Annotated in this window: 7 protein-coding genes; 4 read left to right on the top strand and 3 right to left on the bottom strand. The window is 43.4% G+C overall.

Translation table 11 applies throughout. The features are described from left to right. Positions 1-5: 5 nt before the first annotated feature. Positions 6-3305 carry an adenylate/guanylate cyclase domain-containing protein gene (locus H6G57_RS27265; protein WP_190524740.1) on the bottom strand — a complete coding sequence of 1100 codons (3300 nt, stop codon included), beginning with the start codon at positions 3303-3305 and terminating at the stop codon, positions 6-8. A gap of 131 nt (positions 3306-3436) precedes the next feature. Here H6G57_RS27265 and H6G57_RS27260 point away from each other — a divergent pair, with 131 nt between their 5' ends. Both H6G57_RS27260 and H6G57_RS27255 read left to right on the top strand, forming a co-directional pair. Then, positions 3437-4801 (top strand): hypothetical protein, encoded by a 1365-nt coding sequence (locus H6G57_RS27260; protein ID WP_190524738.1) that lies wholly within the window; start codon positions 3437-3439, stop codon positions 4799-4801. A 30-nt stretch (positions 4802-4831) separates the two neighbouring features. After that, positions 4832-5095, top strand: coding sequence for a HigA family addiction module antitoxin (locus H6G57_RS27255; protein WP_309236068.1), 264 nt, complete (start codon positions 4832-4834; stop codon positions 5093-5095). On the opposite strand, the gene tatC is transcribed toward H6G57_RS27255, so the two are convergent. Further along, positions 5092-5907: a twin-arginine translocase subunit TatC gene (gene tatC / locus H6G57_RS27250; protein ID WP_309236067.1), complete on the bottom strand. Its 816-nt coding sequence runs from the start codon at positions 5905-5907 to the stop codon at positions 5092-5094. The genes H6G57_RS27255 and tatC overlap by 4 nt on opposite strands. Before the next feature lie 426 nt (positions 5908-6333). Here tatC and H6G57_RS27245 point away from each other — a divergent pair, with 426 nt between their 5' ends. Beyond that, positions 6334-7836, top strand: a complete 1503-nt coding sequence (locus tag H6G57_RS27245) for a CHAT domain-containing protein (RefSeq protein WP_190524732.1) — start codon at positions 6334-6336, stop codon at positions 7834-7836. 122 nt (positions 7837-7958) lie between these two features. Next, entirely contained in the window at positions 7959-8600 is a 642-nt protein-coding gene (locus H6G57_RS27240) for a histidine phosphatase family protein (protein WP_190524730.1), read from the top strand. A gap of 138 nt (positions 8601-8738) precedes the next feature. Here the strand turns inward: H6G57_RS27240 and H6G57_RS27235 are convergent, their stop codons facing one another. Beyond that, complete coding sequence (locus H6G57_RS27235; RefSeq protein ID WP_190524728.1) at positions 8739-18560, bottom strand: Ig-like domain-containing protein; 9822 nt, start codon at positions 18558-18560, stop codon at positions 8739-8741. Positions 18561-19111: the final 551 nt, after the last annotated feature.

Genomic DNA, 19111 nt, shown 5'->3' with positions numbered 1-19111 from the left:
CTATTTTATGAGTATAATTCGTAATCTTGTTTAGCTCTTAATTCTAATGCTTTAGCTTGTTGTTTTTGAGCAATACTAATCGCTTTTTGACAATCTAGTTTTGCGGCTTCTAAATTTTGAGTTGTCTTTAAATTTAGTTCTCCCCGTAAACGATAAAGTTCTGCTTCCCAAAAATGTTCTTGATTTTTCTCAACCTTAATTAAGGCTTTTTCCAAGATATTGAAGGCTGAATTATAGTCTCCTCCTTTAGTATAGGCTTGTGTCATTAATCCTAGAAAATAGGTATGGGAAATCTGACCTCCAATTTTAGCATGGTCGGTAATTCCCTCCTGTAATTGATTGATTCCAGCTTCAAAATAGCCTTGTTCTACTAATATCCAACCTTTTAATATTTTACCATGAACGAGCCAAAATTCAAAGCTTTGTTCTTGGGAAAGAGCGATCGCGGCTTCTGCATATTTTTCAACAAGTTCGGGTTGCTGACAATATTGATAAAACATGGCTGCTAGGCTCAAAGCCATGCCTAAACTATAGGGATGCGATCGCTCATGAGCTAAAATTAATGATTGTTGACTATAGTGTAACGCTTGTTGAGTATTTCCTAATAGCCAAGAACTCCAAGAGAGAAAGCTTAAAAAGCCAATTCCTACATCTTGTCCGGTTAAACAAATATAACAGTTATTCGGATTAAGTTGATATAAGAATAGCCCTTTTTCCCAATGGGTTTGAGCGATGATTAAATCCCCTAAATAGAAATGACATAATCCTAACGTAAAATAGGCTTCCATTTCAAAGATTGGATTCTGTTGTTGTTGAGCTACACTCATTAAACGATGGGCAAATTCAAGGGCAATTTGATATTCTGCTCTAGCGATATGATAACTATATAATCCCCACAAGACCAAGAAAATTTGGGGAGTATCTCCAATTTTTAGACATAACTCCTCACTGCGTTTATAAACCGTCTCAACTTCAGAAGCCGCATATCCTTTTGTGGCAATTAAGGCTTTTCCCAAAGTTGTCTGTAAGTGTAATTCTTGTTCTAAATGGTGAGAAGTTTCGGGTAAATCCTTTAATAAAGATAATCCTTTATTAAAATGGGCGATCGCTTCTTCATTAGCAGAAGCTTTAAAGGCTTTATCTCCCGATTTTTGCCAATAATTAATGGCAATTTCTAGTAATCCTGCCTTAGTATAATGATAGGCTAATAATTCGGGTTTCTGTTCTGCGAATTCTGGAAATTTTGATTCTAAAGCTTGAGCGATTTGACGATGATAGCGTTGTCGGGTGCTTTTGAGTAACGAATCATAAGCAGCATCTTGAATTAAAACGGTTTTAAAGCTATAGGATGAAATCGGAATTTCCCCTTTGATATTCAGTAAATTTCTTTCAACTAACTGCTGTAAACCTTGAATAATTTTATTTTCATCTAATCCTAGTTCTGTTAATTCATGAATAGCAATCATTTGTAATAATTCATAACTAAACTCTCGACCAATAGTTGCCCCTAATTGTGCCACTTCCCTCGCGTGTTCTAAACGATCTAAGCGTTCCATTAATAATCCCTTTAACGTATCAGGAATGGTTAAACGAGGAACTGACCCGACTAACTCATAACGACCTCCCAGATCTTCTAACCATCCTGAATCTAAAACCATTTTGGTTAATTCTTCTACAAATAAAGGAATTCCATCGCTTTTTTCAAGAATTAACTTCATTAAAACCTCTGGTAAAGCTTTTCCGAGGGTAATTCCATTCACAATTTCTGTGGTTTGTTCCAAAGATAAATAATCTAAGTTAATTTGCGTGATTTGGGAAAAATCTAAGGATTTAATTTCAAACCCTGGGCGAGAAATACATAATCTTAAAATAGGTAGATTTGATCCCGCTTCAATTAATCGATTTAATACCTCTAAACTCGAAGGATCAATCCAATGTAAATCTTCGACAATCACTAAAACAGGTTGTTGACTCGCCAAACGACGAATCATCGCTAACATTGCTTCTATAATTTTCTGTTTTTGAGCTTGGGGCGATAAATTTAAAGGGGTATAGGGTTCAGTTAAAGGAATTTCTAACAGTTGGGCAAATAGCGGTACAGTTTCAGCGACAGGAAGTTGATTTTCAGTTAAATACTCTTCAAGTTTTCTGAGTTTTTGATCAGGAGAATCCTTTTGCCATAAATTCAAAATTCTCTCCCGTAATAATTCAAGAATTGGATGAAACGGCGTATGTTGATAATAGGGAGAACAATATAACTCTCGTAAGCGATAATTTTCGGTCGCCAGATGTTGTTTAAAGGCTTGTATGAGTCGGGATTTTCCCATTCCCGCTTCCCCAGTGACTAATACCACCTGTCCTCGTCCCGTTTTCACCGTTTCCCAGATGGCTTTTAACTGTTCGAGTTGCTGTTGACGACCAATGTGAGGAGTTTCACGGGTTTCTGCAATTTTAGCTCGTTGGCAATGGTTTGTTTCCCGCAGGACTTGATAAACTTGTGTTGCTTGAGAAATCCCCTTCAGAGAATGTAAACCCAGGGGTTGAAACTCAAAAATATCCTGCACCAGTTGATAGGTTTTCTGACTTAATACGGCCATATTGGGTTGGGCTAGACCTTGTAAGCGGGCGGCTAAATTCGGAGTTTGGCCAATGGCTAACTGTTCCCGTTTGTTTCCCGCCCCCACTTCTCCCACCACCACTAACCCCGTATGCAGCCCCAAACGCACGGCTAAGTTCAAACAACGATTTTGAACACAACGGCTTTTGAGACTCGCCATGGCTTCAATAATGCCCAATGCAGCCCTCACCGCCCGTTGAGCATCATCTTCATGGGCAATGGGATAACCAAAATAGATTAAAATCCCATCGCCTAGATATTGGGCAATATAACCTTCAAACTGCATCACTATATGGGCGCAGGTTTCCTGATAGATTTGAATCAGTTCTCGCAGTTCTTCCGGGTCAAGTTGTTCAGATAAGGCCGTTGACCCGACTAAATCACAAAACATCACCGTGAGTAAACGGCGTTCTGCGGGTCGTGTAAACAGAACAGAGGATCTTTCCCTGACCTGTGCCTCCGGTTTGATGATTAAGGGTGTAAACCCTCCTTCCTGAAATGGCGACGGTTTGCTATTGTTGGATTCAGGATATAAGATTTCGGGTTTATTGACCGATTCCGAGTTTGTGAGCAAAGTGCCGCATTCAATACAGAATTTTGCTTGCTGAGAATTGTTGAATCCACAACTAGGGCAAATCTTATCCATTGTTGTTTCATCATTTGTAGCAATAATTGGAATTTCGCTCATTTTCAACCTCTTAGGAGCTTAAACTCGGTTTTGATCTCAACTTAGGGGGTTATACGTCTGATCTGATTAAAACTAAAGGCATAATAAGATATCAATAATTTAAGTTCAGTATATAAGGTGTATTGGTAAACATGGGTTTTGAACCGGACTACAACAAACAGTGCTTAGAAAAGCTAATCTGGGCGATGCAGAAGCTTGAAATTGATTGTGACGAGACAGAACTGCCTAAAATTGCAGAACTGATTGTACAAACGATGACCGGGCCTTGGCGCTATTTTCACACCCCGAATCATATTTTTGAGGTGGGGGGAGAGGAAGATCCGATTGAAGTTTTAGCTGCCTTGTTTCATGATGTTGTCTATGTACAGGTGGATCAAAGTGTTAATTTTAATTTAACTTATTATATTGCTCCGTTTATTCGCCAAGTTGGAGAACATTTACTGATTCGGGATGCGGAAGACTTACCTCCAGATGAAGGTTTTGAAATGGTTAGACAAATCTTTGATTTTGCTCCCAGTCAAACTTTATCTCCCGTGAGTGGACAAAATGAATTTTTGAGCGGATTAGTGGCTACCAAAGTATTAGAACCGTTGTTACCTTTAGAGTTTTTGGTGCAAGTGGTGGCTTGTATTGAAGCAACGATTCCTTTTCGCCCAAAAACTGAATTAGGAAGCAATAGTGATGTTTTATATCAACGTTTAAAGGACGTTTGTAAAACCTTTAGTTTAAAATTAACAGATGAAGATTTAATTGAAACTGTTAAACGTTCTGTTAGACTTTCTAATCGAGATGTAGGAAGTTTTGCCCATGAAAGTGCAGCCCGATTTTTAGATAATACTTGGAATTTGCTACCGGAAACGAATCACTATCTCAAAAATTCCAGTTCTTACACCATTAATCAATATCGGACAGCTTTGCAAAAAATGGAAGGGTTTATGAATTTTATTAAACCCGAAATCATTTTTCATCAATTTCAAGGCTATCCTGATGAGTTAAGCTATAACGCTTTCGTGGAAAGGGCTAGAAAAAATATTGAGGTAGGGCGCTTGTATTTAGCTAGTAAGTTATTTACTATTGCCTTTTTAGAAGCGTTATCCTTACGATTTGGGCGAGTGATTCCGGTTTCAACGTTAATGGGTGAAATGCCAACTGAAGGATTTTCAGCCGTTTCTTTAGTGGATTTTTTACCGCCTAATTTTAATTCTCACCGACCCAAAACGGAATTGGAACAAAAAGTTTTAACATTGTTAGAAGAAGGGCGAACCCAAAGTTCATCCTATGATATTAAAAATTCTCCATTAGCAACTTATATGGTCAAATGTTTAGGGTTTGATGAAATTATCCATCAACGTAACCGGGCGCAAGAATTTTTTCAGGATAAAATCACCCATGAAGAATTTTTAGCAGGTTGTGATGATCATGTAAAAAAAGCTGTAACGGATGGAATTGTTCAGTTATTTGACTCTCGCAAAGCTGCTTTGTGTCAATCGTTATAGGAGGGAACAGGAAATAGAGGGAAAAACCGAATTCCTACCCATCCTGGGGAAATTTTACTTGAAGAGTTTATGCTTCCCTTGAACTTAACTCAAGCAGCTTTAGCAGAATATTTAGGAGTTCCTATTCAGGAAATCAATGAAATTGTCACAGGAAAACGAGGAATTACATCTGAAACCGCTTGGTTATTCGCTCAAGCGTTCCAAACATCTCCTGAGTTTTGGATGAATTTACAAACGCAATATGATTTAGTTTTAAATCAACCTAAAACTCAAAAACCTCCGATTTTGCGTTAATCTTTGTCGATTGATTTTGAATAAGATTTTGAATAAGATTCTGATGTATTTTCAATCAGTTTAACAATCCAAATTCCGCCAAAGTAAAGCCCTAAAACAGCCCCTGCTAATAAACTTTGGGTTAAGGGGTCGGTGGAGGGTGTTAATACGGCTCCTAATACGGCTCCGCCTAAGATAACGTATCGCCAACCGGATAACATTTGTTTGGAAGATACGATTTTTAAGGCTCCTAATATAGCTTGAATCACAGGAATTTGAAAGGCTATTCCGGTACAGAATAATAAGACTAAAACAAATTCAAAGTATTTTTCAATGGAAAAGAATTGTTCAACAACATCTGCACCATAATTAATAAAAAAGTTCAATGCAGCCGGAATTAACGCTATATAAGCAAAGCCTAAACCTAATAGAAATAATAGACTAGAACCTAATAAAGCTGGGACTAATAAACGGCGTTCTTTGCGGGTTAATCCCGGTAAAACAAACATTGTAATTTGATATAAAATAAACGGAGTTGCTGCGACTAATCCACTATAACCCGCTACCTTTAAAGAAACAAAGAAATATTCTCCCGGAGCTAATTGAACAAATTTAATTCCCGACGCAGGACGTTGTAACAGGTGCACAATCGGATTAACAATAGTAAAACAACCAATAATGGCAATAAATACCGCAATTAAGGAATAAAAAATCCGTTGTCTTAATTCTTCTAAATGGTCAAATAAGGACATTTCGACTTCATCAGGAATTTCATCTAAAAATTCTTTTTTTTCTTCTAAATCTTCATCTGAATTGGTTGCAGACTGAACAATTGTGGTGGGATTCGACTTAATTTTTTGAGGATTATAATATTCTATCTGCGATAAATCCTGTTGGGGAATATCAACGGATTCATCGAAAACAGGTGTATTTTCTTCTGCTGTTGTTGAATTCGTTTGTACCGTTTCTACTGATAAAACAACAGGCTCATCTAAGATAGGTTCTAAATTTGAGTTAGATTCCGGTGTCTCAAAATTTGAGGAAGGCGTCATAATGATCAGTGAGCGTTTAGACTAAAGTTTAAGACTCCCCACTCCCAAGAGCAGGGGATATTTGAGAGCTAATATAAATTTTTAGCAACGTTGATTCTACTTGAGAATTTAGACGTTAGATTAGATTGAACAACCACTAGGCTGAAACTCAGACGAGGAAGAGGATTGATTTTAATCCCCTCCCCTTCAATTTTCCATTTCAATCTTATGAAAAGAATACAACGTTATTGTCTTCTATTTTTAGACATTTTAAAGCATCTGGGTTATTTTTGGACGAGAAACCGGGTTAACAAACGGATGTGGCGAGCTTTTCCTCTTGTCCTATTGGGTTTAGTCGTGATGGGATTATCGACCTCTGGGACAGGTTTAGGAGGGTTGTCTGTGGGTATCCTGAGTCGAGCAGAACTCGCCTCTACCTCTAGCCAATTAATAGCCAGTGGTGTCAATTGGAAGACGCAGGTTAGCCAGGTCGAGAAGAAATGGGAATCGGACTATGAAAGCTATTTTAGTCAAAATTTAACCGATAGCAAACTCACCGCTCCCGATATTGCTCAAATTTTAGCTCAAATTAGCTTAAAAACCGGAACAAAACCGGGGGTGCTTTGGGTTGTTCCTGAACCTGAAGGATTAGTCGTCGTTTTGATTACCCCTGGAAAAGAACCCTGGGGTCAAATTCAATCGAATATTAAACTAGAACAGTTGAAAACTGGGGTGATTAATTTATATCAAGAATTGACTAATCCTCGCAAGTTACAAAGTCGTTCCTATCTTGAACCTGCTCAACAATTATATAACGCCATTATTAAACCCGTTGAACCGCAGTTAGAAGCAGAAAAGATTGATACCCTATTATTTTGTTTAGGGGCGGGATTACGAACTCTTCCCCTAGGGGTTTTACATGATGGAGAGCGTTTTTTAATTGAAAAATATTCTCTAACTCGAATTCCGGCTTTTAATCTGATGAATCTAAATTATGAATCTCTAAAAGATGCTTTCGTTTTAGCCATGGGAGCCTCAGAATTTAAAAATCAAAATCCCTTACCTGCGGTTCCTTTTGAGTTAGCTACAATTGTTAACTCGGATGGAATGAATGGTATCATCCGTCTTCCGATTGAAAATCCGCAGAATTTAGGACAATGGGAAGGACAATCTTATCTTAATCAAGGGTTTACAGTCAATAATTTAAAACAACTGTTAAGCTTCAGTCCCTATAGAATTGTTCATTTAGCGACCCATGCAGAATTTAAGCCGGGAAAACCTGGAAATTCCTATATTCAATTTTGGGATGAGCAACTTAAATTAGATCAAATGGGTCAGTTTAATTGGAAGAATCCCCCGATTGAATTATTAGTATTAAGTGCTTGTAAAACAGCCGTTGGGGATGAAGATGCAGAATTAGGATTTGCAGGATTAGCCTTTCAGTCGGGTGTAAAAACCGCTTTAGCCAGTTTGTGGTATGTTAGTGATACGGGAACCTTAGCCTTAATGAGTGAATTTTATCAACAGTTAAAAACGTCTTCCACAAAAGCCAAAGCTTTACAACAAACTCAAATTCGGATGTTAAAGGGAGATGTACGTTTACAACAGGGAGAATTATTGTTATCAAGGGGTGAAATATCTTTACCCCCTGAAATTGTACAACCGGGAATCGATAACCTTTCCCATCCTTATTATTGGGCGGCATTTACATTAATTGGCAGTCCTTGGTAGGGTTATATGAAATCCCTAAATATTTGCTACACATCTCCCCCGTTTTTAAGGGGGGTTGGGGGGATCATCTGTAGCGTTCATAAGGGGATGGAATATTAGATTAAACAATATAAAGCGGAATTATGTCTCAAACCATTTGGATAGCACGACATGGAAATCGGATTGATTTTGTCAATCCCGCTTGGTTTAATACCGCAGAACGACGTTATGACCCCCATTTATCCGAGGATGGTGAAATTCAAGCGAAACAATTAGCTAATCGTTTAGTCGGGGAAGGAATTACTCAAATTATTGCTTCTCCGTTTCTAAGAACAGTCCAAACTGCGAATGCTGTTGCTGAACGGTTAGATTTATCGATTAAGTTAGATTGGGGATTAGGAGAATGGTTAAATCCTGACTGGATGAGTTTTCCTGAAACCTTACCCCCAGAAATTTTAGCTCAGAAATTCCCTAGAATTGATTTATCTTATCCTGTCGGAGTTTTTCAGTATCCTGAAACCTGGGAAGACTGTTTAAAACGAACCGCCGACACGGTAAAACGTTTAGTAAAAACCTTTCCCCAGGATGATTTATTATTAGTTGGACATGGTGCTTCTGTATTAGGAACAGCCATGGCATTGATTCCGAGTTTAAAAGAAAACGAGATGAAAGCCGCCTTATGTTGTTTATTCAAATTGGTTCAAAATCAAAATCAATGGATACTAGAACTCAAGGGTGATACCTCCCATCTTACCGAAGCAGAAACCGTAATTCGGTTTAATTAATAGCAGGGAACAGGGAACAAGAAATTACGAATTACGAATTACGAATTACGAATAAATACTGAATTCAGGTTTTAAGGGGTATGGCGATCGCTCTAACAAATTTTTAGGGGGAGAAAATCAACTCCCCCGATGGCTTAATTAGAGAGAATTATTAGTGGAAAAGTCCTCCGCCGTAATCAAAGAACTATTCACACCCAAGAGTTTAGCCACTTGTTGTTGAGTGCTCGCTACCGTCAGAATGGTATTACCATTTTCCGACGTAATTTGTAACTGAGCAAAGGTCAATCCTCCGGTGAAAACAATTCGGTCTAACCCATCTTGGAAATCGGTAATTGTTTCTGTGTCAAATTGAGTGGCGATATAGAATTCATCATTGCCATTACCTCCGGTCAGGGTATCCAGACCTTCAGCACCGACGAGGATGTCATTACCCTCACCCCCGAAGAGTTGGTCTTCTCCAGTACCCCCATCGAGGAGATCATCTCCTAAATCACCCCAAAGCAGATCATTGCCTTCATTACCATCGACGAGATCAGTTTCTTGACCCCCATAGACGGTATCATTGCCTGTGCCTCCAGAAACGATGTCAATACCTTGATTACCAAACAGGACATCATCTCCTTCATTTCCATTGACAAAATCCATACCCTGGCCACCAAAGACGAGATCATTACCTTCATTCCCTTCTAAAACATCTGTGTCTTCACCGCCTAAAAGCAGGTCATCTCCTGAATTCCCGTGCAGAATATCATTGCCTTGACCTCCGAAAACTGTATCTTTACCGTCTCCGCTTTGAACCAGGTCATTTCCTAAATCCCCGTAAATCAGGTCATCGCCGTCACCACTGACGACAGTATCATTCCCCTGACCGCCATAAGCTGTGTTATTTCCTGATTCGAGAGTGATAAAGTCATTTTCTTTAAAGCCCAAGGCTTGATCATTACCACCACCGGAAGAAATCACATCCTGATTGTCTGTAGCTTCCAAATCATCGGTATTCCCTGTACCGTTAACGGGGTTAGCGGTAGCCGGAGGCGTGAGGGCATCGGCGTTGATTTTGATTCCCAGGTATAACTGGGTGGGGTCAAACACATAAACCGTCGTGGGTTCGGGAGTAGGTTGGGGTGAAACAGTAACAGGCAAGGATTTGAGGGCATCTTCCAAAGCCTGAAAGTCAGGTGTAGGAATTTGTGTCGGTGCGGGAGTAACGACCGGGGTGGGGGTTGGTGTAGGTACAGGTGTAGGGGTTGGTGTGGGTGTTGGTGTTTCTGTAGGCCGGGGTGTGGGTGTGGGTATAGGTGGCAGTGTCGGTGCAGGCGTGGGTACAGGGGTTGGGGTTGGGGTTGGGGTTGGGGTTGGGGTTGGGGTTGGGGTTGGGGTTGGGGTTGGGGTTGGGGTTGGGGTTGGGGTTGGGGTTGGTGTAATTTCTAGGTCATCATTTTGAATGGTCAGACTCACCGGAGAACCTGTAATTGTCGTTGTCCCAGCCGTATTCCCATTACTAAGATTCAGTTCTAAGGTTTCGTCCGGTTCAACAACAGTGTCACCCAGGATTTCGACCGCAATTGTGGCTGTGGTGGCATTGGCAGCAAAGTTAATCGTACTGCCACTCACGGTAACTCCCGTACCCGTCACGTTAACGTTATTGTAATCGGTATTAACGCTGGCTGTTCCCCCAAAACTGAAATCAACGCTACTGGCTTGTTGGGTATGACCGTCCCGACTGATGGTGAAACTGACGACTTGGCTACCTGTATTTCCTTCTGTGATTTGGGTGGTACTGCCAATCACATTGTAGGTAATATCATTATCAATAATTTGGGCATTGACTGAACCGATGGGTCGAGTTGTGGGGTAGTTGGGGGCTGTGCTGTTGGTAATGGCGTGAGTAATGCTGCTAGTGTGGTTATGTTCAGCAACGCCATCATCTATTGCCCTGACTGTAATCGTTTGGGGAATAATCCCGTTGACGGGAGTGAAGTTAACAATTTGAGATGAAGCAAAGTTAACGCCATCTAAGCTGATTTGGGATTGGGCATCGGCGGTGACGGTGACTTCGACATTCCCCAAGGGCTGCGTATTTAATTGTATTTGATATGTATCGGTTGCTCCCCCCTCAATGACATCGGTACTGCCTCCTGATTGAGTAATCGTGACTCCGGGGATGTCGTTATCGGTGTTGATGACATCGACATCGGCGGGTTTGAGGCTGCTGTAGCTGCTGTCGCTACTGGTAACGGTGCTGAGAATTTCGTAGGATTTATCTCCGTCTGCACTTAAATCATCGACTCCGGTGGCGGTAATCGTTTGGTAACTATCCCAGTTGGCGGGGGTAAAGGTGATGGGGGTGGCAGCTACTGTCCCTTCGGCGGTGTTGCTACTGCTGAAACTCAGGTTGACATCTGCTGTGGGTTGAGAGGTGAGGCGGATGCCAAAGCTGGCTTGACCTCCGGCTTCGCTGGTATGACCACTGATGGGTTGCAGTTGAAATCCGGCTGTATCGTTATCTGTGATGGTGAAACTGTCTGTAATGTCTGGCCCTAGGACTATTCCAGCGCTGGGGTTACTCAGGGTCAGCGTCGCGGTTTCGTCGATTTCGTCGAGTTTGTCGTCGGTAATGGTGAAGGTGACTTGTCCACTGCTGCTGCCGTTGGGGATGGTGATTTTGTTGGGGACGGGGCTGACGAAATCCCCTAGGCTGGCATCTCCGCTTAAGGTGAGGTCTAGGGTTTGGTCGCCAATAACGGCTGCTGCTGCGGTGACGGTGACGGTAATACTGGTTGTCCCGGCTTCACTCCCTGTGGTTTGGGATAGGAAGAGGTTGACGGGGGGAATGGCTGGGGACGCATCAACGGTTTTGAAGTTCCAGGTTGTATTACCACTGATGCCACTATAGGGATTTCCGGCTTTGTCTTGAATGGCGGTTGGGGCAATTTCTACATAATATTCTGTACTTAGGGCTAAGTCGGCGGTGGGGTTGAGGATGAGTAGACTGGCGACTTTATCCTTTTTGTTTGTCCCGATGCTGACTTTGGGGGAATTGACATTCAGGGTTTCGACAATGGAGTTATCGGAGAGTTTCTTGATGACGATATTACCACTACCGATTTGAATGGCTTCACTGAATTTAATGATTAAGTTATCCCCTACCGCTACTCCTGTGGCATCATCCGTTGGTGTTAAACTGACCACTACTGGTGGGGTGGTATCAACGGGGAGGACATCATCATTTTGAATGGTCAGACTCACCGGAGAACCTGTAATTGTCGTTGTCCCAGCCGTATTCCCATTACTGAGATTCAGTTCTAAGGTTTCGTCCGGTTCAACAACAGTGTCACCCAGGATTTCGACCGCAATTGTGGCTGTGGTGGCATTGGCAGCAAAGTTAATCGTACTGCCACTCACGGTAACTCCCGTACCCGTCACGTTAACGTTATTGTAATCGCTATTAACGCTGGCTGTTCCCCCAAAACTGAAATCAACGCTACTGGCTTGTTGGGTATGACCGTCCCGACTGATGGTGAAACTGACGACTTGGCTACCTGTATTTCCTTCTGTGATTTGGGTGGTACTGCCAATCACATTGTAGGTAATATCATTATCAATAATTTGGGCATTGACTGAACCGATGGGTCGAGTTGTGGGGTAGTTGGGGGCTGTGCTGTTGGTAATGGCGTGAGTAATGCTGCTAGTGTGGTTATGTTCAGCAACGCCATCATCTATTGCCCTGACTGTAATCGTTTGGGGAATAATCCCGTTGACGGGAGTGAAGTTAACAATTTGAGATGCCGCAAAGTTAACGCCATCTAAGCTGATTTGGGATTGGGCATCGGCGGTGACGGTGACTTCGACATTCCCCAAGGGCTGCGTATTTAATTGTATTTGATATGTATCGGTTGCTCCCCCCTCAATGACATCGGTACTGCCTCCTGATTGAGTAATCGTGACTCCGGGGATGTCGTTATCGGTGTTGATGACATCGACATCGGCGGGTTTGAGGCTGCTGTAGCTGCTGTCGCTACTGGTAACGGTGCTGAGAATTTCGTAGGATTTATCTCCGTCTGCACTTAAATCATCGACTCCGGTGGCGGTAATCGTTTGGTAACTATCCCAGTTGGCGGGGGTAAAGGTGATGGGGGTGGCAGCTACTGTCCCTTCGGCGGTGTTGCTACTGCTGAAACTCAGGTTGACATCTGCTGTGGGTTGAGAGGTGAGGCGGATGCCAAAGCTGGCTTGACCTCCGGCTTCGCTGGTATGACCACTGATGGGTTGCAGTTGAAATCCGGCTGTATCGTTATCTGTGATGGTGAAACTGTCTGTAATGTCTGGCCCTAGGACTATTCCAGCGCTGGGGTTACTCAGGGTCAGCGTCGCGGTTTCGTCGATTTCGTCGAGTTTGTCGTCGGTAATGGTGAAGGTGACTTGTCCACTGCTGCTGCCGTTGGGGATGGTGATTTTGTTGGGGACGGGGCTGACGAAATCCCCTAGGCTGGCATCTCCGCTTAAGGTGAGGTCTAGGGTTTGGTCGCCAATAACGGCTGCTGCTGCGGTGACGGTGACGGTAATACTGGTTGTCCCGGCTTCGCTACCTGTGATTTGGGATAGGAAGAGGTTGACGGGGGGAATGGCTGGGGACGCATCAACGGTTTTGAAGTTCCAGGTTGTATTACCACTGATGCCACTATAGGGATTTCCGGCTTTGTCTTGAATGGCGGTTGGGGCAATTTCTACATAATATTCTGTACTTAGGGCTAAGTCGGCGGTGGGGTTGAGGATGAGTAGACTGGCGACTTTATCCTTTTTGTTTGTCCCGATGCTGACTTTGGGGGAATTGACATTCAGGGTTTCGACAATGGAGTTATCGGAGAGTTTCTTGATGACGATATTACCACTACCGATTTGAATGGCTTCACTGAATTTAATGATTAAGTTATCCCCTACCGCTACTCCTGTGGCATCATCCGTTGGTGTTAAACTGACCACTACTGGTGGGGTGGTATCAACGGGGAGGACATCGTTATCGCTATTGATAACAGCAATATCGTTGGGGTCAATGCCGTTAAATCGGGTATCGGTACTGGTGGATGCTCCGGTAACAATATTATAAGTGGCATCCCCATCAACAACGGTGTCATCAACTCCAGTAACGGTGACAATTTGGGGGGTATTCCAGTTCGTTGAATTAAAGGTAACGGAAGCGGGAGCAACAGTACCTTCGGCAGTATTATCACTGCTTAAGGGAATGGTGACATCGCCTGTGGGTTGACCGTTGAGTTGAATAGTAAAAGTAGCTGCACCTCCGGCTTCTGTGGTATTGCCACTGATGGGGGAGATGATAAATGCGGGGGTTTCGTTGTCGGTGTTGGTGAAGGGGATATCGTTGGGGTCAATGCCGTTAAATCGGGTATCGGTACTGGTAGAGGCTCCGGTAATAATATTATAGGCTTTATCTCCATCCAACAGATTGTCATCGACGGGCAGAACCGTAACGACTTGGGGGATATCCCAGTTAGTAGCATTAAAGGTAACGGCAGCCAGGGTTACAGTGCCTTCATTGGTGTTATCACTACTGAGGGGAAGGGTGACATCGCCTGTCGGTTGACCGTTGAGATAGATAGCAAATCCTCCAGTCCCTCCGGCTTCTGTGGTATTGCTGACGACGGGTACGACGATGAACCCAGGACTGTCGTTGTCGCTATTGGTAACGGTGATATCGTTCGGATCAATCCCGTTATAATTAAGATCTTGACTGATAACGGCGGCGGTGACAATATTATAGGCTTTATCGCCATCAAAGAAAATATCATCGACACCAGTAACGGTGACGGTTTGGGGTTGATTCCAGTTGGTAGCATTAAAGGTGAGGGTGGTCGTAGACAGAGACCCTTCTCCGAGATTATTACTGCTTAAATTAAAGCTAACATCAGCCGTAGGTTGACTGCTCAGTTGAACGGTAAAGGTAGCTGTGCCTCCCGCTTCTGTGGTATTGCCACTAATAGCAGAAATTGTGACCCCAGCCACGTCGTTATCGATATTATCAATCCCAATATCGTTAGGGTCAACGCCGTTATAGTTGGTGTCGGTACTGGTGGCGGCTCCAGTAACAATATTATAGTTTTGATTTCCGTCGGCAATACTATCATCAACTCCGGTAACAGTAACGGTTTGGGGTTGATTCCAGTTGGTCGAATTAAAGGTAACACTGGCAGGTGCTACGGTTCCTTCGGCGGTGTTATCGCTACTTAAAGGAAGGGTGACATCGGCGGTGGGCTGGGTTTTGAGTTGGAGGGTAAAGGTGGCGGTGCCTCCCGCTTCTGTGGTATTGCCACTGATGGGGGAAATTGTGAACCCAGCGACGTCGTTATCGAGGTTGGTAACACCGATATCGTTAGAGTCTAAGCCGTTATAGTTGGTGTCGGTGCTAGTAGCTGCTGCGGTGACAATTTTATAAGCTTTATTGCCATCAATACTATTATCATCAACTCCGGTAACAGTCACCGATTGAGCAATATTCCAGTTGCTAGGGGTAAAGGTGACGCTATTGGCTGATAATGTGCCTTCGGCGGTGTTATCGCTAGTTAACCCAATGGTGACATCGGCGCTAGGTTGACTGCTTAACCGGACATTGAAGATATCCCGACCTCCGGCTTCGGTAGTGGCTAATCCAGTTTTGGGTTTAAGAACAATTCCGGCGGTGTCGTCATTGGTTAGGGTAACATTCAGGGGTGAACCGGTAATAGTAGCTGTCCCGGCGTTACTGAGGGTGAGGGTGAGGGTTTCATCCGGTTCGACTTGGGCATCTCCTAACACTTCGACAGCAATGGTGGCGGTGGTGGCGTTGGCAGCAAAGTTAATCGTGCTACCTGTAGCACTCACTCCCGTACCCGTGACGTTGGGGTTATTGTAGTCTGTTCCGGCGCTGGCGGTTCCTCCCAAGCTGAAATCAATACTACTGGGTTGTTGGGTTTCGCCCCCGCGAGTAATCGTAAAAGTAATAACTTGGTTGCCTGTATTGCCTTCTGTAATCGTGGTAGTGCTACCAACTACAGTGTAGGTAATATCGTTATCGGTAATTTGGGCATTCACCGGGCCGATGGCTAGGCTAGTGGGATAGTTGGGCGTGGCACTGGCCGTAATCGCGTGGGTAATACTGCTGGTGTGGTTATGTTCGGGTACGGTATCATCTACGGCTTTGACGGTGATGGTTTTAGCGGCCGTACCATTGGCGGGGGTGAAGGTGACGGTTTGGCTGTTGCCGAAGGTGGTACCATCGGTGCTGACTTGGGATTGGTTATCAGAGGTAACGGTAACGGTAACATCACCTAGAGGTGCGGTATCTAATTGTATTGTATAAGTATCATTAGCTCCCCCTTCGGTAACGGTCGTACTGCCTCCACTTTGGGTAATAGTAACTCTGGGGCTGTCGTTGTCGCTGTTGATACCAATCAAATCGGGGGGTTTGATGCTGCTGTAGTTGGTGTCGGTGCTAGTAACGGTGCTGCTAACAATTTGGTAGGTTTTATCTCCATCAACTACCGGAGGTGCATCGTCTACCCCAGTAACAGTAACGGTTTGATAAACGTTCCAGTTAGCGGGGGTAAAGGTGATGGGGGTGGCGGGGACGGTTGCCTCTGCGGTGTTGCTGCTGCTGAAACTGAGAGTGACGTCGGCGGTGGGTTGAGACTTGAGGCGGAGGCTAAAGTTGGCAGTCCCTCCGGCTTCGCTGGTATTACCACTGATGGCCTGAACTTCAAAACCAGCCGTGTCGTTGTCGGTAATGGTGATATTGCCTGTGGTGGTTGGCCCTAAAACAATACCCGCACTGGGGTTACTAATGGTGAGAGTGCCTGTTTCGTCGATTTCATCTACGAGGTCGTCGGCAATGGTGAGGGTGACTTGTCCGGTGGTGCTGCCGTCGGTTATGGTAATTTTATTGGGGATAGTACCCGCAAAATCTGCGGCTGTGGCACTTCCGCTTAACGCTAAATCAACGGTTTGGTTGCCGACAACGGGAAGGGCGGCGGTGGCGGTGACGGTAATACTGGTGGTTCCCGCTTCACTTCCGGTGGTGGGGGTTATGGACAGGTTAACGGCATCGGGGACGGTTGTGAAATTCCAAGCCGTACTCCCACTAATTCCAATAAAGGGATTTGCGGCTAATGCGCCGATTGCAGCCAAATCGCCTACGGTTCCGGGGGCAATTTCTATATAATATTCTGTACCCGGAGCTAAATTGGCAGTGGGGTCAATAATCAGTTGATTGCCATTGGTGGTGAGATTGGGTGAACTAACCGCTAGGGTTTCAACAATTGACCCATCTGATAATTTTTTAATTGTGACATTGCCCGTATTACTTTTCTGAATCGGTTCATTAAAGGTAACAATTAAGTTATCTCCTACAGCAACTCCTGTGGCATTATCCGTTGGTGATAAACTGGTTAAGACTGGAGGTGTGCGATCAACAGTTTTGAAATTCCAAGCCGTATTTCCACTCAGGCCGGCAAAAGCATTGCCGCTCAAATCTTTAAAGGCTGTATTATCAATTTCAACGTAATATTCTGTTTCAGATGCGAAATTGTTTGTGGGGTTGATCACCACGCGGCTACTGAATCTACCATTAGTAACAGTAGTCGCAATACTGATATTGGGTGATGTAACCGATATCGTTTCAAAAACAGAATTATCTGAAACTTTTTTGATAACAATATTACCAGTGCCTTTAGAAACGCTCTCGTTGAATGCGATAACTAAGTTGCCAGATAATGTTATTCTGCCGATACTATCATCGGCGGGAGTTAAAAAACTAATGGTGGGTGCAATATTATCAACGGTTTGAAAACTCCACTGTTGAGAAGTTATTGCTCCAGAAGGTAATCCAGCTAAACTTTGAACTGCACCTTGAGCAATTTCAACGCTGTATTGGGTTTGTCCTGCTAAATTATTGGTGGGGTTAATAACAAGTTCGTTATTAATAATTGTAATATTAGGTGAATTAATATCTAGGGTTTCAAAAATATTCCCGGCACTGTCTTTAATAACAATATTGCCAGCACCTTTGAGAATATCTTGGTTAAAATCAGCAATTAAGTCATTAGCAAGGGGAACTTGTTGCTGATTATTAGTCGGAAGTAAAGCGTTAATCTGGAGTGGAGGTGGAGGTGTAGTGTTCTCGAAGAATTGGATCAAGCCGCCACCAGCCCCAACAAAAGCATCCAAGTCCCCATCCTTGTCAATATCTCCAAAACTGGGGAAACTATCGGAACCCAAATTTAGATACTTGAAAGGGTTGAGTTGATTTAATATCTGAGTGAAACTGCCATTGGTGTTCTGAAAGTTTTCGATCGCTCCACTCCCGACTCCAATAAAAGCATCCAAGTCCCCATCTCTGTCAAGATCGGCAAAACTGGGGACACTATTGAAACCAACAAAGACTCCATTGAGAGGATTAGCTGTTCCTGTTTGCTGAGTGAAACTGCCATTGGTATTCTGAAAATATGCGATAGTGCCTGATTTGCTCCCAACAAAAGCATCCAAGTCTCCATCTTTGTCAATATCAGCAAAACTAGGGGTGGACTCCTCCACACTGATACCATTGAAAGGGTTGGCTGTACCTGTTTGCTGGGTGAAACTCCCATTGGTGTTCTGAAAGTATTCGATACTGCCTAGTCTGTTCCCAATAAAAGCATCTAAGTCCCCATCTTTGTCAAGATCGGCAAAAGCCGGAGCCGCATTATTACCCACATCTATACCATTGAAGGGGTTAGCAGCACCCGTTTGCTGAGTGAAAACCCCCCCATTATTCTGCCAGTATTGGAGAGTGCCGTTCCAGTCCCCAATAATGGCATCCAAGTCCCCATCTTTGTCAAGATCCGCAAAACTGGGTTTAGCAGAGCCCCGTGCGTCTGTTCTTACAGCATCTAACGGATTTTGAGCACCTGTTTTTTCCTGAAAAGTAGTCATAGAGATTAATCCTTGATTACTGGTGATGGTTAATTGGGGACTGTGGACTGGGATAATTAGCCTGAGCCCGACTAGAAAAGTATATCTTTAGAAGTATGCTTTTAGGAATAGACGATGGGACTAGCTACAAAATTGGCTACAAAATCACTTTGAGGGGATGACAAACTCATCTATTTGTGTTAAGGAATCAGTTAAAAATAATGTGATAGCGATCGCCCTTGGCAGTTAAGATATGCTTGTTTTCAGAAGGATAGTTATGGATTAGCTATTTTTAAGATTAGGTATCTAGCAATCATTGGTGTCAACTTCAGCCAAAAACGGGTGATTATAGCCCAGATTAGATCCCCCTAAATCCCCCCTTCGGCAGGCTCAGGGCATAGCCTTAAAAAGGGGGACTTTGATCTCCTGTTCCCCCCTTTCCAAGGCAGGGCTGTTTCATTTTCCCAAATTGGGGACTCAATTTGACTCCCCAATTTTTGCCGAATGAGGCGAAAAAACTGAGTAATTCTAACTGAATGGTCGGGAGTTTTGCTCAGGGGATAATTTTTCTG

It is taken from the genome of Planktothrix sp. FACHB-1365 (genome assembly GCF_014697575.1).
GTDB lineage: Bacteria > Cyanobacteriota > Cyanobacteriia > Cyanobacteriales > Microcoleaceae > Planktothrix.
Note: the sequence above shows the minus strand (reverse complement) of the source record. Positions and strands in the feature narration are given on the sequence as shown.